Consider the following 18,354-nt stretch of genomic DNA (forward strand, 5'->3'; position numbering starts at 1 on the left):
GGGCTTCCGACGTTTTCTTATGAGAGGCAGCGTCAAGGTGCAAACCGAGTTTCTATTGCTGTGCATGGGGTATAACCTAAACAAACTCCACAACAAAATTCAAAGTGGTCGCTGTGGAACTTACTTGCATATTCCCAAAGCAGCCTGACAAATACAAATAGACTTTTTTATTGGGGAAGAGGCTTCCTCTGTTTGCTATGGGCATAAACGGAAGAAGAGCTTCTTTGTTTATTCTTTTTCGCCTGGATTTTATCTGCTCAAGAAAGGAAGGCTGCCACAAAATGCTTTTTTTCAAAAAGCATTTTGCGACAGCCTCCTTTTTATCTCTATTTTTTACAACTAATCTAATAAATATGCAAATCGTTTCACAAAATCATCTGGGTCTACATTAATTGTCAATGCCATTTTCTTTAAATCTGCTTGAGAGTATAAATCATCTTTTTCCAAGCGAATCATGTATTCTCGAGCTATTCGGTATTGAACGGACTGTACATTTACCATACGAACCTGAGTTTTCTTTGTTCTCATATCCAATATTCCTTCAAAAGGAATCGGCACAATTTCATTATTTTGAATGGTAATCAGAGCATCTGTCCCATTATTCTTCAAGAACTCAAAAGCAGCAAATCCCAAATCACGTGTATACTCAATGTCAAATGCATTAGGAGAAGCACAGCGCAATTCATAGCCGATTTCCTTACCAACAATGGTCATTTTCAGCCCTAAATCAGCAAGATTTTTCACAACAGCCTGCTTTAGCAGTTCAGGAAAATTTAACTCTGTATAGCGAATATGTCCATGTTCATCAAAACATGTACAATCCAGCTCCTTTAAATCTTCCACTGCTATTTTTTCCACTAATCCTTCAGCAATAACAGCCACACCATAATTGCGTTTCCCTGCTAATCTTTTAATAATCGAGCCAACTAAAATATCAACCAGCATCTGCAATCGTATGGTCTTATCCCCAAATTCTTCAGGAATAATCGTCAGTGTAGCACCTGAGCTCTTCCCAATACCCAAAGACAGATGCCCAGCAGTACGCCCCATAGCGATGGCAAAATACCAGCGATTTGTAGTTTTTGCATCTTCCATTAAATTTGTAACCAGTTGACTACCTAACGCCCGAGCTGTTTCAAAACCAAATGTAGGAATCCCCTCTGGCAGTGGCAAATCGTTATCAATTGTTTTAGGTACATGCACTACCAATAGATCAATCCCAAGCACTCTCCTTGCATATTCTGATACCTTACAAGCTGAATAAGCAGTATCATCTCCTCCAATGGTCACTAAATGAGTGACGCCCATTTCAATTAAAGTATTTACTACGTTTCGCAAATGAGCTTCACTTTTAGTTGGATTGGTTCTGGCTGTTCCCAATATGCTGCCACCATCAAGGTGTATCCGACTAACCATATCAATCGTTAAGGAAACTACATTCTTCTCTCCATTACATAAATGAGAATACCCTTCATAGATTCCCATTACGTTCCATCCATTTTTTATGGCTTCGATAGTGACTGCACTAATTACACTATTCATACCAGGTGCCGGACCACCACCACATAAAATAGCGATCGTTTTCTTTGTCTCTAACATATTGCACTATCCCTCCGTAAATTCATAATATATTTTTACCTTTAGAACTTTATGTCTAGATTAAGTAAAGTATTCATCCTATTCATTCCTTCATAGGACTCCTCCTATCTTTACAAAATTCAATGTATTTTTTTAATTTTCTTACTATTTAACTTTCTACATCTGTAATAAAATTCCTTTTCAAGGGATAAAACAATTTGAAGTGCGATCCCGAAGATTCATACACTATATTTCTACAATAAAAAAAGATTTGGCATAAGCCAAATCTATCGGATCACAAACAATATTTCATTTTTTCTTTACAATATGAAATAATCTTATGCAGTTCATAAAAATAGAAAAACAAAGCTTTAAGCTAAGTTTTTCTTATAAGATTTCAATCATTGTTTTTATCACCATAACCAGTCAATCCTTGGACTTCTTTGCCGAATCCCGCAAGACCTTTATACATATCTTGTATGTCACTGTCATCTCCACGATTATCCAAGTATCTCTCCAATTTGCGTTTAACACGTTGAAGAGCATTATCAATTGACTTTACATGACGATCCAATTCTACAGCTATTTCCTGATAGGACTTCCCATCAAGATAAGCCATAAGTACTTTCCACTCTAGATCGCTTAAGATCTCTCCCATCTTCTCCTCAATATCAATAAATTCTTCTCTACTAATGACCAATTCCTCAGGATCTGATATTTTAGAACCTGATAATACATCTAACAACGTTCTATCTGAATCTTCATCGTAAATCGGTTTATTTAAAGATACATATGAATTCAAAGGTATATGCTTTTGTCTTGTAGCTGTTTTAATCGCCGTAATGATCTGGCGTGTCACACAGAGTTCAGCAAAAGCGCGAAAAGAAGAAAGCTTATCAGTTCGAAAATCACGAATAGCCTTATATAATCCAATCATTCCTTCTTGGATTATATCTTCGCGGTCAGCACCAATCAAAAAATATGATCTGGCTTTCGCCCGAACGAAATTGCGATACTTGTTAATCAAGTAGTCGAGTGCGATTGTATTATCACTTTCTTTTGCATCAAGCACAATTTCTTCGTCACTCATATTTTCAAATGAGCCATACAAATCGCATTGAGTATTAAAACGCATCGCATCGCCCCCACTTTCAAATTGCTACACATTCACAAAAAGAAAATGCACTAAAGGATTAGTGCTCTAAGTTATGTGTACATGCCACTTCAAAGCAAATTATACCTCACTGCTCTCTATTTCGTCAAGCTTAAACTTGTCCAACTACACCCGTTTACGCAGTTCATGTAAACGTTGAACCACATCACTATTTAAGCGATTCTCTAATTCATGCCGCCTGTAGGTAAGCTGGGACTCACTAAAGCCCTCTTTGATCAGCTTATTCACTTTCTTCACATCTTGTAAAAGTTCCCTGGCAGAAATGCGATATGCTCCTGCTCCTAATATAACCATTTGTTCCACCCAATCAGAGGTAACTACATATACCAGCTTTCGCTGCCGTACCATATCATACGCCATTCTTTCAATATAACTGTCAGCAGTTTCGCCCTCTTGTGTATAAATGACGGATACGGGTCCAACTAGATCCTCAAATACTGTAGCGCCGCTTACTGCATTTGCATCAAAAATAATTGTAACAGTCAGATCTTGAAAAGCACCATAACTGGCCATCATATCAATTAATTTATCCCTTGCATCTTCCAAATTATCTTTGTGGGCACTCAATTCCGGCCAAGCATGAATTACATTATACCCATCAACCAATAGAATGTTTTTCATAAATATCTCCCATTGCCTCTGCCTACACTGCATTCTAAATCTATATATTCTTCCATAAGGTTATTTTGTTTTTTGCTTCTTATCCGTCGCGTCTGCCGTAGGAGGAATTTTCTTACCTACCTTGACTATCGTATCCTCTCCCATGTATATATCTTTTGACAATACTTCTTTGGAAATCTGCCGCCCTCTTGACCATACAACCCTGAGAGTTGTTAATGCATAACCCGGTCTTCCTTCTTGCTCTACTAGTGTTTCCCCCAAATATAAATCATCATCGTCTTTCTTGACAATGGTCGGGGGAATTGCTTTCTGATTCTCATGTTGGATTTCTACCTTTTCCGTTAAAGGGTGCGGCCCCAAAATTCCAACTACCAATTTATTATCCTCAACCTCAGCCAGAATCAGTATGGGCTCTTGCGTATTGTTCATAAACTGAAAATCCAATGCACCATATGCCACTGTAGCATCCCGACCTAACGGCACATAACTGAGAGGCTTCGAATGGTTGGATCTTTCAATAATTTTTAAATTTGCCAAAAGAACAGCATTATACAACGTAGAAGAAACTTGGCATATTCCTCCGCCAATGCCTGGAACAAATTCACCATCAACAATTTCCAACGCTTCTTTAAATCCATATTCTTTTTCCCGTGGTCCTACTATTTCATTAAAAGAAAAGATCTTTCCAGGGTAAATGATGGTTCCATTGGTGTTCAAAGCAGCTAATTTTATATTGTCTGTACGGTTCATATCTCCACTATTAAACGTTGTCGTATAACTGCTCAAAAATTCCTTCATACCAGCATTTGTGATATCTTCCATCGTAACTTTGGGCTGAATTATTTTGACTGGTAAAGTTATTTCTGCACGATTTGATGTTTTGAATGCATCTAAAATCATTGGGCGCAAAGCCTCACGATCCAAAGAATATCCTAATTCATGAGGAACAATTGTCCCGGTCCACAAATTAATAACCGCATTACGAGGCGGACGATCAATCGTACTTCTCCATTGTTCGATTAGCCCCTCTAGCTTGCTTTCATTATACTTGATTGCCAGAAGAACAGGATAACTCTTCTCCCAGCCAATTCTAATGTTTTGCATTCTTTCCCACCAAGATCCACGTCGTCCATAATTCCAAACTTGATCCAATGTAGCATCCGCATCAATGCCTAATTCAATCATTTCAGCATCTACCTTTGATGTTATATCACCATACTGCACTACAATTGACTTAGCATGATATTGACTTTGCCATGATGACAATAATTGAACTACCTCGTCCCGACTATATCCTCCAATATCCACGCCTTCTAGTATTACACCTTTATATACCTTAGGATACCAAGAAAAAAGGATAATAACTACGACTAAAATACCCAGCGCGGTCATTCCTAACCACGTTTTCTTCACTTATTTTTCATCTCCCGCTGTCTGACAACCTCATATAAAAGTAAGGAACAGGCAACGGAGGCGTTTAAAGAACTAATCTTACCAAGCATCGGGATCCGAACTACAAAATCACAATGTTCTTTGGTCAAACGTCCCATCCCTTTGCCCTCATTGCCTACCACTACAACAATGGGTCCCGTCAAATCTGCTTCATAGTAATTCTTTTCTCCGTCCATATCGGCTCCAACGATCCACATCCCTGTTTTTTTTAACTCTTCAAGCGTTTGCGAAACATTGCCAATTCTTGCTACTGGTACATATTCTACTGCACCAGCTGAGGTTTTAGCTACCGTACTTGATAAAGAGCAACTGCGCCTTTTGGGCATCAGCACGCCATGTACCCCTGCTGCATCCGATGTACGTAAAATAGCCCCTACATTATGAGGGTCTTCTAACTCATCCAAAAGAACAAGAAAAGGAGTTTGGTCAGGTGACGTGGCTTTGGCTAAGATATCATCCAATTCAGCATAAGCTACAGGCGGTATGCTAGCTACGATACCCTGATGCTTTTGTCCATTTGTCATCCCGTCCATTTTGCTCATTTCTACCTCTTGTATAACAAGCCGCTTTTCACGAGCTAAGGCAATTACTTCGCGAATTGATCCTTGCCGCTCTCCTTTTGCCACAAATATTTTATTAATCGGACGACCACTTTTCAATGCCTCCATCACACTGTTACGTCCCATAATAAACTCTTCTGATTCGGCCATTATGTATCCCCTTTCATTTATCATTTAACGACATCTATTTTTCCCTTTTTTCTGTTTCGGTATGTGTATGAGCATTTTCTTATATTTAAAATTACACCATGACAATAGAAAATCCTGCCTAGTAGTCCGCCAAGACTAAAGCTATGGAATGAATTGCGCGAGATTTTTTGTCCAACAAGGCGGAGGAGCCGCGCATATCGGATATATGTAAGGTAACGACAACGAAGCTGGGCGAAAAATCTCACGACAAGAGCACCATGGATTTAACTTGGCGGACTACTAGACAGTTATATGGCAATGTGACAATCAAATATATGATGACTGAAAATTATATACAAGTGCTTAAAAACAGAAACCACAAAGACAAAAAACACAAGTCAGAGTGACTGGCTTTGTGTACCGCGGCAACGGTATTGTATCTTTGTGGTTCATTTCATCTTTACAATTATTTTTTAGAATTACCTTGTATAGCTGCTAAACGACCACAAGTTAGCTCACCCTCACCACAATAATTGCTAGTTATACAAGTTGGTCCGGCTTTTTTAAACAGCAGAGGAGCAATTTTCTTTACTTCCTTGAGCATGATTTCTGCTAAACTCCTAATTTCCCATTGTGCTCTTGCACAGCAGCGCAATTCAAAAAAATGCAATAAGGTTCTAGCGTTCATCGTTACTACAATTTTAGTTTCTGCAGCATTTGCCAAACAATATCTGGCATCTTCCTTGTGAACTCCTAATTCTACCAATTCATTATATGTATTTTGAATCGATTCCATCAATTCTTCAAACTTTGTTCTAGCAAGTTCATTCGCTGCTATTGCAGGAGGCATAATATATTCGAAATCATGTTCACTAACATAACGCTGAGATTGCTGTGAGTAAGAAGCAATACGATGGCGAACCAATTGATGAGTTAATACCCGGGACACGCCTTCAATTGCAAAGGTAAAACTTACATGTTCTAATGTCGACAGATGCTCCATTTCGACAATCTTATTTACTAACTTTTCCACCTGGGTATTCGACATGTTTTCTACTAATTCTTCTGCCCCAACTGGCGAATAGCAAAGTCTTGCTGACATTGCTACCATTCGTTCTGGTTCAGGAGTATGCGATATTAATTTTACTTTCATTTCTTTTCCCCACTCTTCTTGGCATCCTTTGTCATTTCCCGGGCAATAATAGCAAATGCTTTTTCCACAAGTTCTGACAAGCGCTCGTAATTTTTCCCTAAATATAAATAACCTAACAACGCCTCAAAACCCGTACTATTTCGGTATTCGGCAACAGTAGCACTCTTCGGGACTGTTGATTTGGCATTCCGTCCTCGTTTGACTATACTCATTTCCTGCTCAGTGAGCTGACCTTCCAAAGACTGATACGCAATTGCCTGCATGGTAGCTGACACAATTTTGGAGTCGAGGGTATGCATCACCCGCACTTTATTTTGCTCGTAAGCTAATAGTGTTGTACGTATATAGAGTGTAAAATACGCATCACCAACATAAGCAAGCACCAAAGGGTGCAGGCGCTCCACAGGCAAATCTTTATATTTTATAGGTGGAGGTCCTTCTCCCTCGTTTTCTTGAAAAACATTACTGAGCAAGTATTGGAACTGATCAAATTTCATCGTTTTTTCCACCTAACGCCTTGAGGAGAATCTTCTAAAATAATTCCCACTGCCCCTAGGCTATCACGAACTTTATCGGCTGTCGCCCAATCCTTATTCTGCCTAGCATGTTGCCGAATCTCAATGATAATATCCATTAATTGCTCTACCAGCTCTTGACTGTCATCCACTTTACCAGTTTGCTCCTGCACAAATATTCCTATAATATTTGCCATCATAAAATAAGTTTCACGAAGGGCAGTATAGCCTTTAGTAGTGTGCTGAACTTTTCCAGCAATCACGCCATTATAATATACATTAATTTCCTTAGCTAAACCAAATATTACACTAATGGCTAGCGCCGTATTAAAATCATCATCCATAGCTTTACAGAAATCTTCTTCTGCCTGCTTTGCCACTTTTACCAATTCATTAGCTTTATTTTCATTCACAGCATCTGGCAGTTTTTCCAATTGCAGTACGTTCTCCACAGCAGTACGCAATCTCTCTAAACTACGCTGTGCTTCTGATAAACGCTCATCACTAAAATCAAGAGGACTGCGATAATGTGTGGACAAAACAAAAAAGCGCAATACTTCTGGAGAGTAATGGTCTAAAATATCCTTTACCAAAAAGAAATTTCCTAACGACTTACTCATTTTTTCTTCATTTACGGTAATAAACCCATTATGAAGCCAATAACGCACGAAAGGCTGACCTTCTTCTACAAAAGCTTCTGATTGAGCAATTTCATTTTCATGATGTGGAAAAATCAGATCACTGCCACCGCCATGAAAATCAAAACTATTTCCCAAATATTTTAGAGACATTGCCGTACATTCGATATGCCAGCCTGGCCGCCCTTTTCCCCAGGGACTCTCCCAGGCTGGCTCACCAGGCTTAGCACTTTTCCATAATGCAAAGTCCATAGGATGGTGTTTGCGCTCATCTACATCCACTCTGGCTCCAGCTTTCATATCTTCAATATCTCGGCCGCTCAATTTTCCATAGTCATCAAATTTTTCCACACTGTAATATACATCGCCATCAACAATATAAGCGTAGCCTTTTGCTACTAAACCTTCAACAATTTTAATGATTTCTGTCATGTGATCAGAGACTGTTGGATAGATATCAGCCCGACGGATGTTTAATTTATCCATTACTTCGAAATAAGATGCTATATAACGGTTGGCAATTACATCCCAAGTCACGCCTTCTGTATTGGCAGCTTTAATAATCTTATCATCAACATCTGTAAAATTTTGCACGTGAAAGACTTCGTATCTACAGTGCTCAAGATAACGCTTAATGACATCCCAAGTAATGAAAGGTCTGGCATTCCCAATATGTGGATGATTATAAGGCGTTACCCCACAGACATACATTTTAACTTTGCCTGCCTCATGCGGTACAAATTCTTCTTTTTGCCTAGTCATCGTATTATATACTTTTAATGCCATTTTTCTTTAACTCCTCTTCTAACAGATTAATTCGCTCTTCCAATTTAAACATATGATGCTGCAAACACTGCATCATTTCCTGCACTGGATCCGGTAAATCATCATGCTGTAAATCAATAACTTCAATTCCATTTACCTTTTTACCATTATGCCACACAATTTGCCCTGGAATACCTACCACGGTGGAATTAGGAGGTACGGTCTTTAAAACAACAGAGCCAGCACCAATTTTAGAATTATCTCCAACTGTAAATGATCCTAATACTTTTGCACCGCTGGCAACTACCACATTATTACCAATTGTAGGATGGCGTTTGCCTTTTTCTTTCCCCGTGCCCCCCAAGGTTACTCCCTGGTACAATGTTACATTCTCCCCTAATTCAGCCGTTTCTCCAATAACAATACCTGTACCATGATCGATAAATAATCCTTCTCCAATTGTAGCACCGGGGTGTATTTCAATTCCGGTTATAAATCGCGCTATATTAGAGATCATACGTGGAAAAACAACCCACCCCCGCTTATAAAAATAATGTCCAATGCGATGCAGCCAAATAGCATGAAGCCCAGGATAGCATAGCAATACCTCCCACACTGTTCTTGCAGCTGGATCACGTTCAAATATTACCCTAATATCCTTTTGTAACCGTGCAAACATAGGATGTTCCCCCCTCTTAATTATAAACGGCTTGGCAATAGCTTTTAACTCCACCAATCTTCATCCTGCTTCTCAACGACTTAGCCCTCTTGACTAACACTTAAATAGTGTATATATGCGTTTTTTTCATCGGATTAAAGATCAACAAAAAAAGACCACCATCTCGTACAGAGACAGTGGTCCGTGGTTCCACTCTGCTTAGGTATTACTATTAATACCTCTTAGACGCACAATAACGGTTGCTACCGAATTGACCTACTATACATTCAGCCAACTTGTTCATGGGTGCATTTTGGGCGTATCTTTCCTAGTATCGCTCTCAGCCGGTGGCGTTACTTCTCTGGAAGGTAGACTTACACTTACTTTTCCCAATCATTACATTTTCTTATATATGTATGCAGCATTACTTGATTTGGTAACCTTCAAAATAACAACCACTCAAATTTATGCTTACTTCTTATTATGAAATTATACTAAGAGAGGATAGGTGTGTCAATTAGATTTTAGCTAATGTACTCGTTATTCTGTTCAATACTTTTTCTCTGCCAATTAAAGCAATAATTTTATCTAAATCCGGACCATGCATTTTACCTGTTACTACAACCCGCAAAGGCATAAAGACCTTTTTACCACCTAATTTTAATTCTTTTGTGATACTTTTTAAAAGCGCCTTAACACTAGGAGCATCTACAACCTCTAGCCCTTGTAATTTCTCACAAAAACTCTTTATAACCCCTGGAACATCTTCATCTCGTAAAACTTCAGCAGCTTCCTCATTTTCAAATTCAATATTTTCCGTAAAGAAAAGATCTATATGGTTCACGATTTCTGCCGCATAACTAATGTATTCTTGCAATAAAGCAACTACTTGCGTCAGCCATTCTCTATTTTCGGCAGATAACTCTTCACCAATGTAACCAGCTTCTCTCAGATGAGGCAGCGCAAGTTCTGTAACCTCTTCTGGACTGGCTTTCTTAATATATTGGGCGCTAATATAATTTAATTTATCAACATCGAAAACAGCAGGATTCTTGGCAACCCGCTCCATAGAAAATTCCTCAATTAATTCTTCTAATGAGAAAAATTCTTTTTCTCCACCTGGTGACCAACCAAGCAGTGCCAAAAAGTTTACAATAGCCTCTGGCAGATACCCCAAATTACGATATTTCTCCACAGAAGTCGCACCATGGCGTTTACTCATTTTCGTGCGATCCGATCCTAAAATGAGTGAAATATGGCCAAAGGTTGGTGGTGTAAGACCAAGGGCTTCGTATAACACAATTTGCCTAGGTGTATTTGATAAATGTTCCTCTCCACGGATTACATGGGTAATTTTCATTAATGCATCATCAATTACCACGGCATAATTATATACAGGTATACCATCTGATTTCACAATCACAAAGTCCCCTACTCCATTTGAATCAAAAGTCACTGTATCACGTACCATATCCTTAAAGATAATCTGCTTATTTTCTTGTACATGAAAACGTACTGTAGGCTTACGGCCTTGGGCTACTAAATCAGCTTTTTCTTCTGGTGTAAGATGCAGACATTTACCGCCATAATGAGGAGTTTCACCCTTTTCTGATTGTAGTTGTCGTTCCTCGTCTAACTCTGCTTCACTGCAATAGCAGTAATATGCCTTGCCTTCATTCAGTAATTGTTCTGTATAAATGCGATATGTATCCAAACGTTCAGTTTGGCGATAAGGCCCATATGGTCCGCCTACATCAGTACCTTCATCCCAGGTAATTCCCAGCCATTGCAATGCTTCTTTAATATTTTCCTCTGATTCTTTTGTAGAACGTTCTAAATCCGTATCTTCAATCCGCATAATAAATTTGCCATTATACCTTTTTGCCAATAACCAATTAAACAATGCCGAACGAGCTCCTCCAATATGAAAAGGGCCTGTTGGACTTGGCGCAAATCGCACTCGAATATCCTGCTGTAACATGCAAATTCCCTCCAAAACGTCTTTCTGCTAGCCATTATGTATATATAGTTAGTTCCATATAATTCTAGCAGATTCTCAATATTTATGCAAAAAAAGCTTTTGGCACTTGTGGTTTTATTTCCTCAAGTGCCAATGATGTCATTACTCTACTTTTATCATAAATAATCCATCTACTAAGTCTGGTGCTATGAATGTCGTCTTTGCACTATGAAATGCCGATACTGGCTTAGCACCATCAGCTAAAATAGCCAACCGCCAGATAATCTGGTTGTTATACCAAAGTTCACCGCATGTAGTGCCATCTTCTTGTCGTACAACATTTATATTCACCATGTAATCTGCAGCCAATGCTGCACTTGGCCATACTAATACTGCTATCATAAATAACACACATATTCTTCTGCGCATGTATACTCCTCCTAGATGTATCAATACCCTCTCTAAAAGCGACTACTTAAGTCTAGCAGGCAAAAGACGAGGTAATGCTAACCATGAATGAATGATTTAATCAATAGGTTAAGGCATTAGTAACTCTAATTCTTCGTCATACTATAATGACACGTTTCAGAGAGACTATTAACAGAATGCTACATAAAATCCAGATTATTTATAATATGTATCAATTCATAAATTTTATACAAATCCCCCCTTATTTCTACTTTATTTTTGCAAAAATACAGGAGATTATAAATGAATCGTGAATTATTTATAATAGATAAACTTTTGCATTTTAAACATTAATAGGAGGTAATAACATGAAAACTTATGTCAGATGTAAAGCCTGCGGATTCATTATGGACGAAAACCATGTAGAAGACCTATGTCCTGCTTGTGGTTTACCAAAAACAGTCTTTGAACCGTACACGAAGAAAATTTCTCCTCGTCGCACATTTATTATTGATCAGCATCTTCATCCTATCAGTGTGCATTTTCCTCAAGTCTTTATTGCCGTCATCTTTTTCATGCTAAGTCTTTCCTTCTGGGTGGAAGATCCGCTGCGGGGAGAATTTCTTATCGCGGCTAAACTTTCCATCATTGCTTTTCCTTTCTCTGTATTGCTAGGCTTTATTACAGGCCTAATCGATGGTAAAATTCGATTTAAAAAGTTAAAAACACCGCTTCTCGTCCGCAAAGCAATTGTCGGAGCAGTCCTCCAACTCTTATCTATTGTGATACTAGTTTTATATCTTGCTAATGGCTTTACTACAAGCAGCATGTTACTTATTATTGTATTGAGCATTGTATCTACCATTTGTGGCATTTACCTCGGCAGAGCAGGCTCTACTATGTTTAATTCCATGATGCCGGGATAAATAACAATGCATAAATAAGCAAACATAACGAACTGCGAAGGCTGCAAAGAATAAAAAAATAGACTCCTTTAGAGGTTAATTAGATCTTTACCTAGCTTTATACATTTTAGATATCAATACAACTTATACAGTCTTCACCTAAAAGAATGAAAACTGCCAGCCCGTTTATCAGGCTGGCAGTTTTTTGTTTATTCGACTTGCAGGATCGATGCCACGGCATAGGCAGCAATGCCCTCTCCCTTACCTGCAAATCCTAGTCCTTCGGTTGTAGTTGCCTTTACATTGACCTGCCCGATCTTAAGTCCAAGAGCAGCAGCAATATTACAATTCATTTCAGGGATGTACATTGCCACTTTCGGTCTTTGGGCTACAATCGTTGCATCCAAATTATGTACGAGATAACCATGCTCAGCAATAATTTCTCCTACCCTCTTTAGCAGGAAGAGACTAGATACTCCCTTATATTGTATATCCGTATCAGGAAAATGCCTCCCAATATCACCTAATGCTGCGGCACCTAAAAGAGCATCTTTAATTGCATGCAGCAATACATCTGCATCAGAATGCCCATCTAGCCCTAATTCATAAGGTATCTCTACACCACCTAGTATTAGTTTGCGGTTCTTCACCAATTTGTGAACATCATATCCCATACCAACACGCATCATTTCGTTATTGTCACAACCTTTACTTTCTACCATACTCTTTCGTTCCTTTAGTAATGCCTCAGCTATTGTTAAATCCTCCGGAGTAGTAACTTTTAGATTATCATAACAACCGCATACAATCTTAACCCTTACGCCTAATCTCTCAACAAGAGAAGCATCATCTGTACCGACAAATTGATCTTTCTCTGCTTGCTCATATGCTTTACGTAATAAATGAGCATCAAACCCCTGCGGTGTTTGTACCGACCAAAGCTTGCGACGCTCTAGAGTATCCGTAACCCATCCATCTTCATCTACTGTTTTAATTGTATTTTTTACAGCTACAGCAACTATAGCAGCCTTATGAACGACAGAAGCTTTAATAACATTAGTAATACATTCTTCTGTTATAAGAGGTCTAGCACCATCATGCACTAGAATTGTTTTTGTTGTGCTAGGAACTACTTTAATCGCATTTGCAATAGAATGTTGCCGTTCACTACCACCTGCTACAACTTTCCAAGGTTTAATCCCTGTCAAATTACATAGCATCGTCTGCACCTGAACCACTTCATCAGAAGCAACAACAACGACTAAATTATCCACCTCGGAACAGGCTGAAAAAGTTAGCACACTATGTAATAGTACGGGCATATCAACGAGCGGCAGAAATACTTTATTGCCTCCCCTCATCATCCTTTTTCCCTGCCCAGCAGCTGGTATAATCACTGTAACCACTATATTATCCTGCCTTTCCCATAAATACATCATCACTTATTATATCTTATTGTTCGATTATTGTTACCAAATAACCTCTTTTAAAGCAATAAATTACTTCTCCTTATTCTATTAAAAAATCTCGATCTTGCCAAGTCATAATAATTACATTAGCCTATCGATAAAGGAAATACCAAGTATTTTTAAAATCATTATACATTCTTATCTTACAAAAAAATGTCTTCGAAACTGTTTATCAACAGATCTCGAAGACATTTTCCGTTATTATACATGATTGCTTTAAGCGCCTTTTTCAATGCCTTTAGGCTTTGCAAAAATCATTCGTCCAGCAGCTGTTTGCAATACAGATGTCACTAGTACTCCAATGGTATCACCCATATGTTTCTTACCACTATCAACGACAATCATTGTACCATCATCAAGATAGCCAACCCCTTGCCCAAGTTCTTTGCCATCTTTTACAACATGTACAACCATTTCTTCTCCCGGCAATACTACCGGCTTCACCGAATTAGATAATTCATTAATATTCAAAACAGTTACACCCTGCAATTCAGCAACTTTATTTAAATTGTAATCATTCGTAACCAGCTTACCTTTCATCAATTGAGCCAACTTAACAAGTTTTGCATCTACTTCTGTAGTATCTTCAAAATCTTGTTCACTAATTTCCACATGCAACCCCAGCTCTTTTTGCATACGATTTAGAATATCTAAACCCCTACGTCCGCGATTGCGCTTCAGCGAATCAGAAGAATCCGATATATGCTGTAATTCCTCTAACACAAACATGGGAACTACAAGAGTACCTTCGACAAAACCACTTTTACAAATATCAGCAATACGACCATCAATAATGACACTGGTATCTAGAATTTTATAGCTTGGCTTCGTAATAATTTTTTCTTTCTGCCGTTCTTTGGTCTTCCAAGGGAGGACTGCCACTAGCCCAATCATTTCTTCTCGTTTATGAATAGCAATATTTACTCCCAGATATCCCAAAATAATACTAATAATTCCAGGAACATAGCTACCAATAAGCGGAATATGCATAAATGCAGAACCAATCAAATTCGAGATGATCAAACCAACAGCCAGTCCAATAGAACCGGCAATGACATCAGATACTGGCATTTTATTAAGTCTAGCTTCTACCCAATAGGTAAACTGCCACAAATATTTAATAAAAAAGGGTGCCAATATATAACCAATAATCCCACCTGCTACTCCACCAAAAGCAGCTACGAAGATGGTGACGATTGTATCATCACTGGTAATAAATCCTACTTTTAAAAACTCACCACTCACCATAGATGATAAAAAGGAACTGGTGCCTAGCCATTTTGCTGTCATCAAACCTGAAACAGCTGCTAATAACGTAATGACAAATCGCAAAATTTTGTCCAACAAACTTACACCTCCCTTACTATTTATTTATTATATAAGACTTTCTCCATTCCCACAAGTCTAGCATTGCAACTAAGACCTTCTGGAAACATTATCTATTATATCCTAACATTAACAAAAAAATACGTCAGCTACCTGGCGTATTTTCCTGCATCAACTCATCTATCCATTCTTCTATGCTTCCTAAATCCTTACCACAAGCTAATACCAATTCACTTACCATTATTTTTCTAGCAGTTTCTAGCAACCTTCGTTCACCTGCCGAAAGTTTTTTTGCATTGTCCTGAAGAATAAGATTCCGCACTACTTCAGCCACTTCATAGATGCTACCAGTTTTTATCTTTGTTAAATTTAAGTTAAATCTTTTATTCCAACTAGCCGTTTCTTGTACCGAAGTAGCTCTTAATATATCTACCACTTTGCTAATTCCGACTTCGTCAATTACTTCTCTAAGTCCAATATTTTCTACATTCTTCATAGGAATCATCACTCTCATGCCACCGTAAGGCATAGTGAGAATATAATAATCTTGCAGCTGCCCAAACACTTCATGCTTTTCAATTGCTTCAATGACACCTGCACCATGCATGGGATATACTACTTTGTCCCCTATAGCTAACATAGCATCAACTCCTATGTAAGCTAGTATATCACAAACAAAAGATATTGTCAAAATTGTATATTTTAGCATAGCATATTAATTATTGTCAAATAAAATTTTGACCTCATAATCGATTTATTGAAGTTTACATCCCAATACCTTCGATTATATCCTTACTTTTGGCCATTAAGAATATTTTGAAAATATTTATTATGTAATAATCACAAAATCATCTTCTTAAATTTCAAAATTCATGCCTGTACAAATATTGACAATCATAGAGTGAAGTTTATATAATAAACATCAAAGTGAGGTGTTTATTTAATGGATGAAAAATGCTCTGATTTTCAAACCGCTGTAGATGACTATTTAATCCGTCATCGCAGTATTCTTGATATTATGACAAAATACCAAGAAGCAAGTGCCCGAGTAAATCGTGCATTTGCCAAAACAGTTACCGAATGCGGCTGTGTCGCCGTAAATGCCACTCGTCAACAAGCACCTGCTGATATCGAATATAGTGATTTGAAGCAATTTATGTCTTCTCATTTATCAGGTGAGCCTTGCGAGCAATGTAAAGAAGTACTCACAAAAGAACTCGGTCATAGTCTATTTTATCTAGCTGCACTTTGCAATTTATCTGGAATTAGCCTCAATGAAGTGATGCGCAGGGAATGCAATACCGTTACTACTTTAGGATTTTTTCATCTATCCTAATTGTCAGCTTACAAACACTTCCTTCGAAGATAAAACCTTTAATTTACAGTGAACACGACTATTATAGTCGTGTCTTTTTTATTACATAAAGGACTTACTATGAGGACATGATACAACTATAATGAGGTCATTTATTACAGATAATGAGGTGGTATCATGCATCTTTTTCCAACATTAGTTTTTCTATTTCTACTTTTTTCAACTTATTCTCCTTGCACCCAGGCATCTTCTTCTCCTGCTATTGATGAACTGGAATCAGGATATAATACAATATTAGATGAAAATGATCAAATTATTCTGCAGTCAGGATTGGTTCTTCATATAGGTGACCAATACATTAGTGAGGACAATAAACTGTATGAAATTGTCACAATAGAAGGTTCATTAGCAAAAGCTCGTTATATAGAATCCGAACCCACTCTTTCGTTAGAAATGGAAATAATCACGGTGCAAGGTGCTGCTGATAGCAATCAGCCAATCATTGCCATTTATCATACCCATACCGATGAATCTTACATTCCCACTGATGGTAAGTCAACGACTCCTGGTGAAGGTAGTATTATGAAAGTCGGTGACCGTTTTAGCAACCGTCTCAAAGAACTTGGTTACCAACCCCTACATAGTAAAACGCTGCATGAGCCACATGATGCAAATGCTTATCAGCGATCTAGGCGTACCTTTATGAAACTGCTCGAACGCCAGCCTGCTGCCCTATTTGATCTTCACCGTGACAGCGGACCTCTTACATCATATACGACAACCATCAATGGAGAAGATACCGCTAGGATTTTATTAGTTGTGGGGCGACAAAATCAAAATCAGGCCACGACCCTTCAATATGCAAAAAAAATTAAAGCAAATGCGGATAAAACGTACAAAGGATTAATACGTGGCATCTTTATGGCTCGTGGTAATTATAATCAAGATTTAAATCCTCGTTCTATGCTGTTAGAAATGGGAACCCAATATAATACAAGAGAAGCTGCGGAACGCAGTGCTGCTTTATTTGCTGATATCCTTCCATCCATTATTACTCCAAAGCCAATTCCTGCTTCTCCTGCACCAAATTCAGCAGATACGCCGCTATCTGGTGCTACTTCCTCAAACGATCAAAGCACAACTACAGGAACCTTTGCCGAAAATACCTCACCTACCGAAGAAGCAGGCATCACTCTCACTAATATTTTATCCATTATTGGAGTTGTACTACTTGGGATCATTGCATATCTCTATCTTAGTACCGGCAGTTGGAAAGAGGCAAGGAATAAATTATATAAATTCTATAAATACGAGTTTACTAACTTTCTTGGCCCGCAAAGAAAAAGGAAAGATTAATTATACACCTTGAGGAGTTGTCATTATGATACACAAACGTCGATTTGCGGTGTTAATCGGAATTGTACTATTTTCAAGTTTGCTCATCCTTAGCTTTTTGCATTTATTACCACTGAATCTCTTTTCGATTCAACAAAAACCAGAACCAGTACCTCAGCAAATCTATGATTATTATTTCATTTTAGATGAAGCGGATGGTCATAGCTTAATGTATGTACCTTTAGTGGTAAGCGTTGGTGATGAAATCTTGACAGAGGAAAACAAACTGTATGAAGTCGTAAAAATTGAAGAAAACCGAGCTTATGCTCGGTTTGTAAGAGATATAAATTTAGATAAGTATAAGAAAAAATAATAACTTGCTATCCAGTTTTG

19 protein-coding genes, 1 pseudogene and 1 other annotated feature are annotated in these 18,354 nt (G+C 38.1%); of the genes and pseudogenes, 5 read left to right on the plus strand and 15 right to left on the minus strand.

Annotated elements, in window-relative coordinates:
• Positions 1 to 148, plus strand: a 148-nt coding sequence (locus BMZ99_RS21295; RefSeq protein WP_139214812.1) for a transposase, incomplete at its 5' end; no start/stop codon positions are given.
• Between the two features lie 191 nt (positions 149 to 339).
• On the opposite strand, the gene pfp is transcribed toward BMZ99_RS21295, so the two are convergent.
• From pfp to BMZ99_RS21350, 11 genes are all read right to left on the minus strand, one after another.
• On the minus strand, positions 340 to 1,599 hold the full coding sequence (gene pfp, locus BMZ99_RS21300; RefSeq protein ID WP_090942604.1) for a diphosphate--fructose-6-phosphate 1-phosphotransferase: 1,260 nt from the start codon (positions 1,597 to 1,599) through the stop codon (positions 340 to 342).
• 376 nt (positions 1,600 to 1,975) lie between these two features.
• Positions 1,976 to 2,713, minus strand: a complete 738-nt coding sequence (gene sigH, locus BMZ99_RS21305) for an RNA polymerase sporulation sigma factor SigH (protein ID WP_090942607.1) — start codon at positions 2,711 to 2,713, stop codon at positions 1,976 to 1,978.
• Positions 2,714 to 2,857: 144 nt separating this feature from the next.
• Complete coding sequence (locus tag BMZ99_RS21310; RefSeq protein ID WP_090942610.1) at positions 2,858 to 3,373, minus strand: NYN domain-containing protein; 516 nt, start codon at positions 3,371 to 3,373, stop codon at positions 2,858 to 2,860.
• A gap of 60 nt (positions 3,374 to 3,433) precedes the next feature.
• Positions 3,434 to 4,786, minus strand: a complete 1,353-nt coding sequence (locus BMZ99_RS21315) for a VanW family protein (protein ID WP_090942613.1) — start codon at positions 4,784 to 4,786, stop codon at positions 3,434 to 3,436.
• Positions 4,783 to 5,535, minus strand: coding sequence for a 23S rRNA (guanosine(2251)-2'-O)-methyltransferase RlmB (rlmB, locus tag BMZ99_RS21320; protein ID WP_090942616.1), 753 nt, complete (start codon positions 5,533 to 5,535; stop codon positions 4,783 to 4,785). The genes BMZ99_RS21315 and rlmB overlap by 4 nt, the downstream gene beginning before the upstream one ends.
• Before the next feature lie 445 nt (positions 5,536 to 5,980).
• Complete coding sequence (gene thyX / locus BMZ99_RS21325) at positions 5,981 to 6,667, minus strand: FAD-dependent thymidylate synthase (protein WP_090942619.1); 687 nt, start codon at positions 6,665 to 6,667, stop codon at positions 5,981 to 5,983.
• The gene (locus BMZ99_RS21330; protein WP_090942622.1) at positions 6,664 to 7,164 is read right to left on the minus strand and encodes a Mini-ribonuclease 3; all 501 of its coding nucleotides are present in this window, start codon (positions 7,162 to 7,164) and stop codon (positions 6,664 to 6,666) included. The genes thyX and BMZ99_RS21330 overlap by 4 nt, the downstream gene beginning before the upstream one ends.
• On the minus strand, positions 7,161 to 8,606 hold the full coding sequence (gene cysS / locus BMZ99_RS21335; RefSeq protein WP_090942624.1) for a cysteine--tRNA ligase: 1,446 nt from the start codon (positions 8,604 to 8,606) through the stop codon (positions 7,161 to 7,163). Before cysS ends, BMZ99_RS21330 begins: the two co-directional genes overlap by 4 nt.
• Positions 8,587 to 9,264, minus strand: coding sequence for a serine O-acetyltransferase (gene cysE / locus BMZ99_RS21340; protein WP_090942627.1), 678 nt, complete (start codon positions 9,262 to 9,264; stop codon positions 8,587 to 8,589). The genes cysS and cysE overlap by 20 nt, the downstream gene beginning before the upstream one ends.
• 166 nt (positions 9,265 to 9,430) lie before the next feature.
• Positions 9,431 to 9,649, minus strand: a binding site (T-box leader).
• A gap of 111 nt (positions 9,650 to 9,760) precedes the next feature.
• Positions 9,761 to 11,224 carry a glutamate--tRNA ligase gene (gene gltX, locus BMZ99_RS21345; RefSeq protein WP_090942630.1) on the minus strand — a complete coding sequence of 488 codons (1,464 nt, stop codon included), beginning with the start codon at positions 11,222 to 11,224 and terminating at the stop codon, positions 9,761 to 9,763.
• A gap of 141 nt (positions 11,225 to 11,365) precedes the next feature.
• The gene (locus BMZ99_RS21350; protein WP_090942633.1) at positions 11,366 to 11,632 is read right to left on the minus strand and encodes a hypothetical protein; all 267 of its coding nucleotides are present in this window, start codon (positions 11,630 to 11,632) and stop codon (positions 11,366 to 11,368) included.
• A gap of 347 nt (positions 11,633 to 11,979) precedes the next feature.
• On the opposite strand from BMZ99_RS21350, the gene BMZ99_RS21355 reads away from it, so the two are divergent.
• The gene (locus BMZ99_RS21355; protein ID WP_090942637.1) at positions 11,980 to 12,537 is read left to right on the plus strand and encodes a rubredoxin-like domain-containing protein; all 558 of its coding nucleotides are present in this window, start codon (positions 11,980 to 11,982) and stop codon (positions 12,535 to 12,537) included.
• A 188-nt stretch (positions 12,538 to 12,725) separates the two neighbouring features.
• Here BMZ99_RS21355 and ispF read toward each other — a convergent pair whose 3' ends face one another.
• The 4 genes and pseudogenes from ispF to BMZ99_RS21370 form a co-directional block, all read right to left on the minus strand.
• Positions 12,726 to 13,205, minus strand: a complete 480-nt coding sequence (gene ispF, locus BMZ99_RS27700; protein WP_245755098.1) for a 2-C-methyl-D-erythritol 2,4-cyclodiphosphate synthase — start codon at positions 13,203 to 13,205, stop codon at positions 12,726 to 12,728.
• A 57-nt stretch (positions 13,206 to 13,262) separates the two neighbouring features.
• Positions 13,263 to 13,955: pseudogene (gene ispD, locus BMZ99_RS27705) on the minus strand (2-C-methyl-D-erythritol 4-phosphate cytidylyltransferase); the annotation flags it as partial.
• Between the two features lie 246 nt (positions 13,956 to 14,201).
• Positions 14,202 to 15,329 (minus strand): PIN/TRAM domain-containing protein, encoded by a 1,128-nt coding sequence (locus BMZ99_RS21365; RefSeq protein ID WP_090942692.1) that lies wholly within the window; start codon positions 15,327 to 15,329, stop codon positions 14,202 to 14,204.
• 127 nt (positions 15,330 to 15,456) lie between these two features.
• Positions 15,457 to 15,951, minus strand: coding sequence for a CarD family transcriptional regulator (locus BMZ99_RS21370; RefSeq protein WP_090942642.1), 495 nt, complete (start codon positions 15,949 to 15,951; stop codon positions 15,457 to 15,459).
• A 303-nt stretch (positions 15,952 to 16,254) separates the two neighbouring features.
• Here BMZ99_RS21370 and BMZ99_RS21375 point away from each other — a divergent pair, with 303 nt between their 5' ends.
• The 3 genes from BMZ99_RS21375 (at position 16,255) to BMZ99_RS21385 (ending at position 18,334) form a co-directional block, all read left to right on the plus strand.
• Entirely contained in the window at positions 16,255 to 16,647 is a 393-nt protein-coding gene (locus BMZ99_RS21375) for a nucleoside triphosphate pyrophosphohydrolase family protein (protein ID WP_007937864.1), read from the plus strand.
• A gap of 156 nt (positions 16,648 to 16,803) precedes the next feature.
• A complete protein-coding gene (spoIIP, locus tag BMZ99_RS21380; RefSeq protein ID WP_090942646.1) occupies positions 16,804 to 17,982 on the plus strand; it encodes a stage II sporulation protein P in 1,179 nt (392 codons plus the stop codon).
• Positions 17,983 to 18,007: 25 nt separating this feature from the next.
• Entirely contained in the window at positions 18,008 to 18,334 is a 327-nt protein-coding gene (locus BMZ99_RS21385) for a stage II sporulation protein P (RefSeq protein ID WP_090942649.1), read from the plus strand.
• Positions 18,335 to 18,354: the final 20 nt, after the last annotated feature.

This window comes from Pelosinus propionicus DSM 13327, from assembly GCF_900114615.1.
GTDB lineage: Bacteria > Bacillota > Negativicutes > DSM-13327 > DSM-13327 > Pelosinus > Pelosinus propionicus.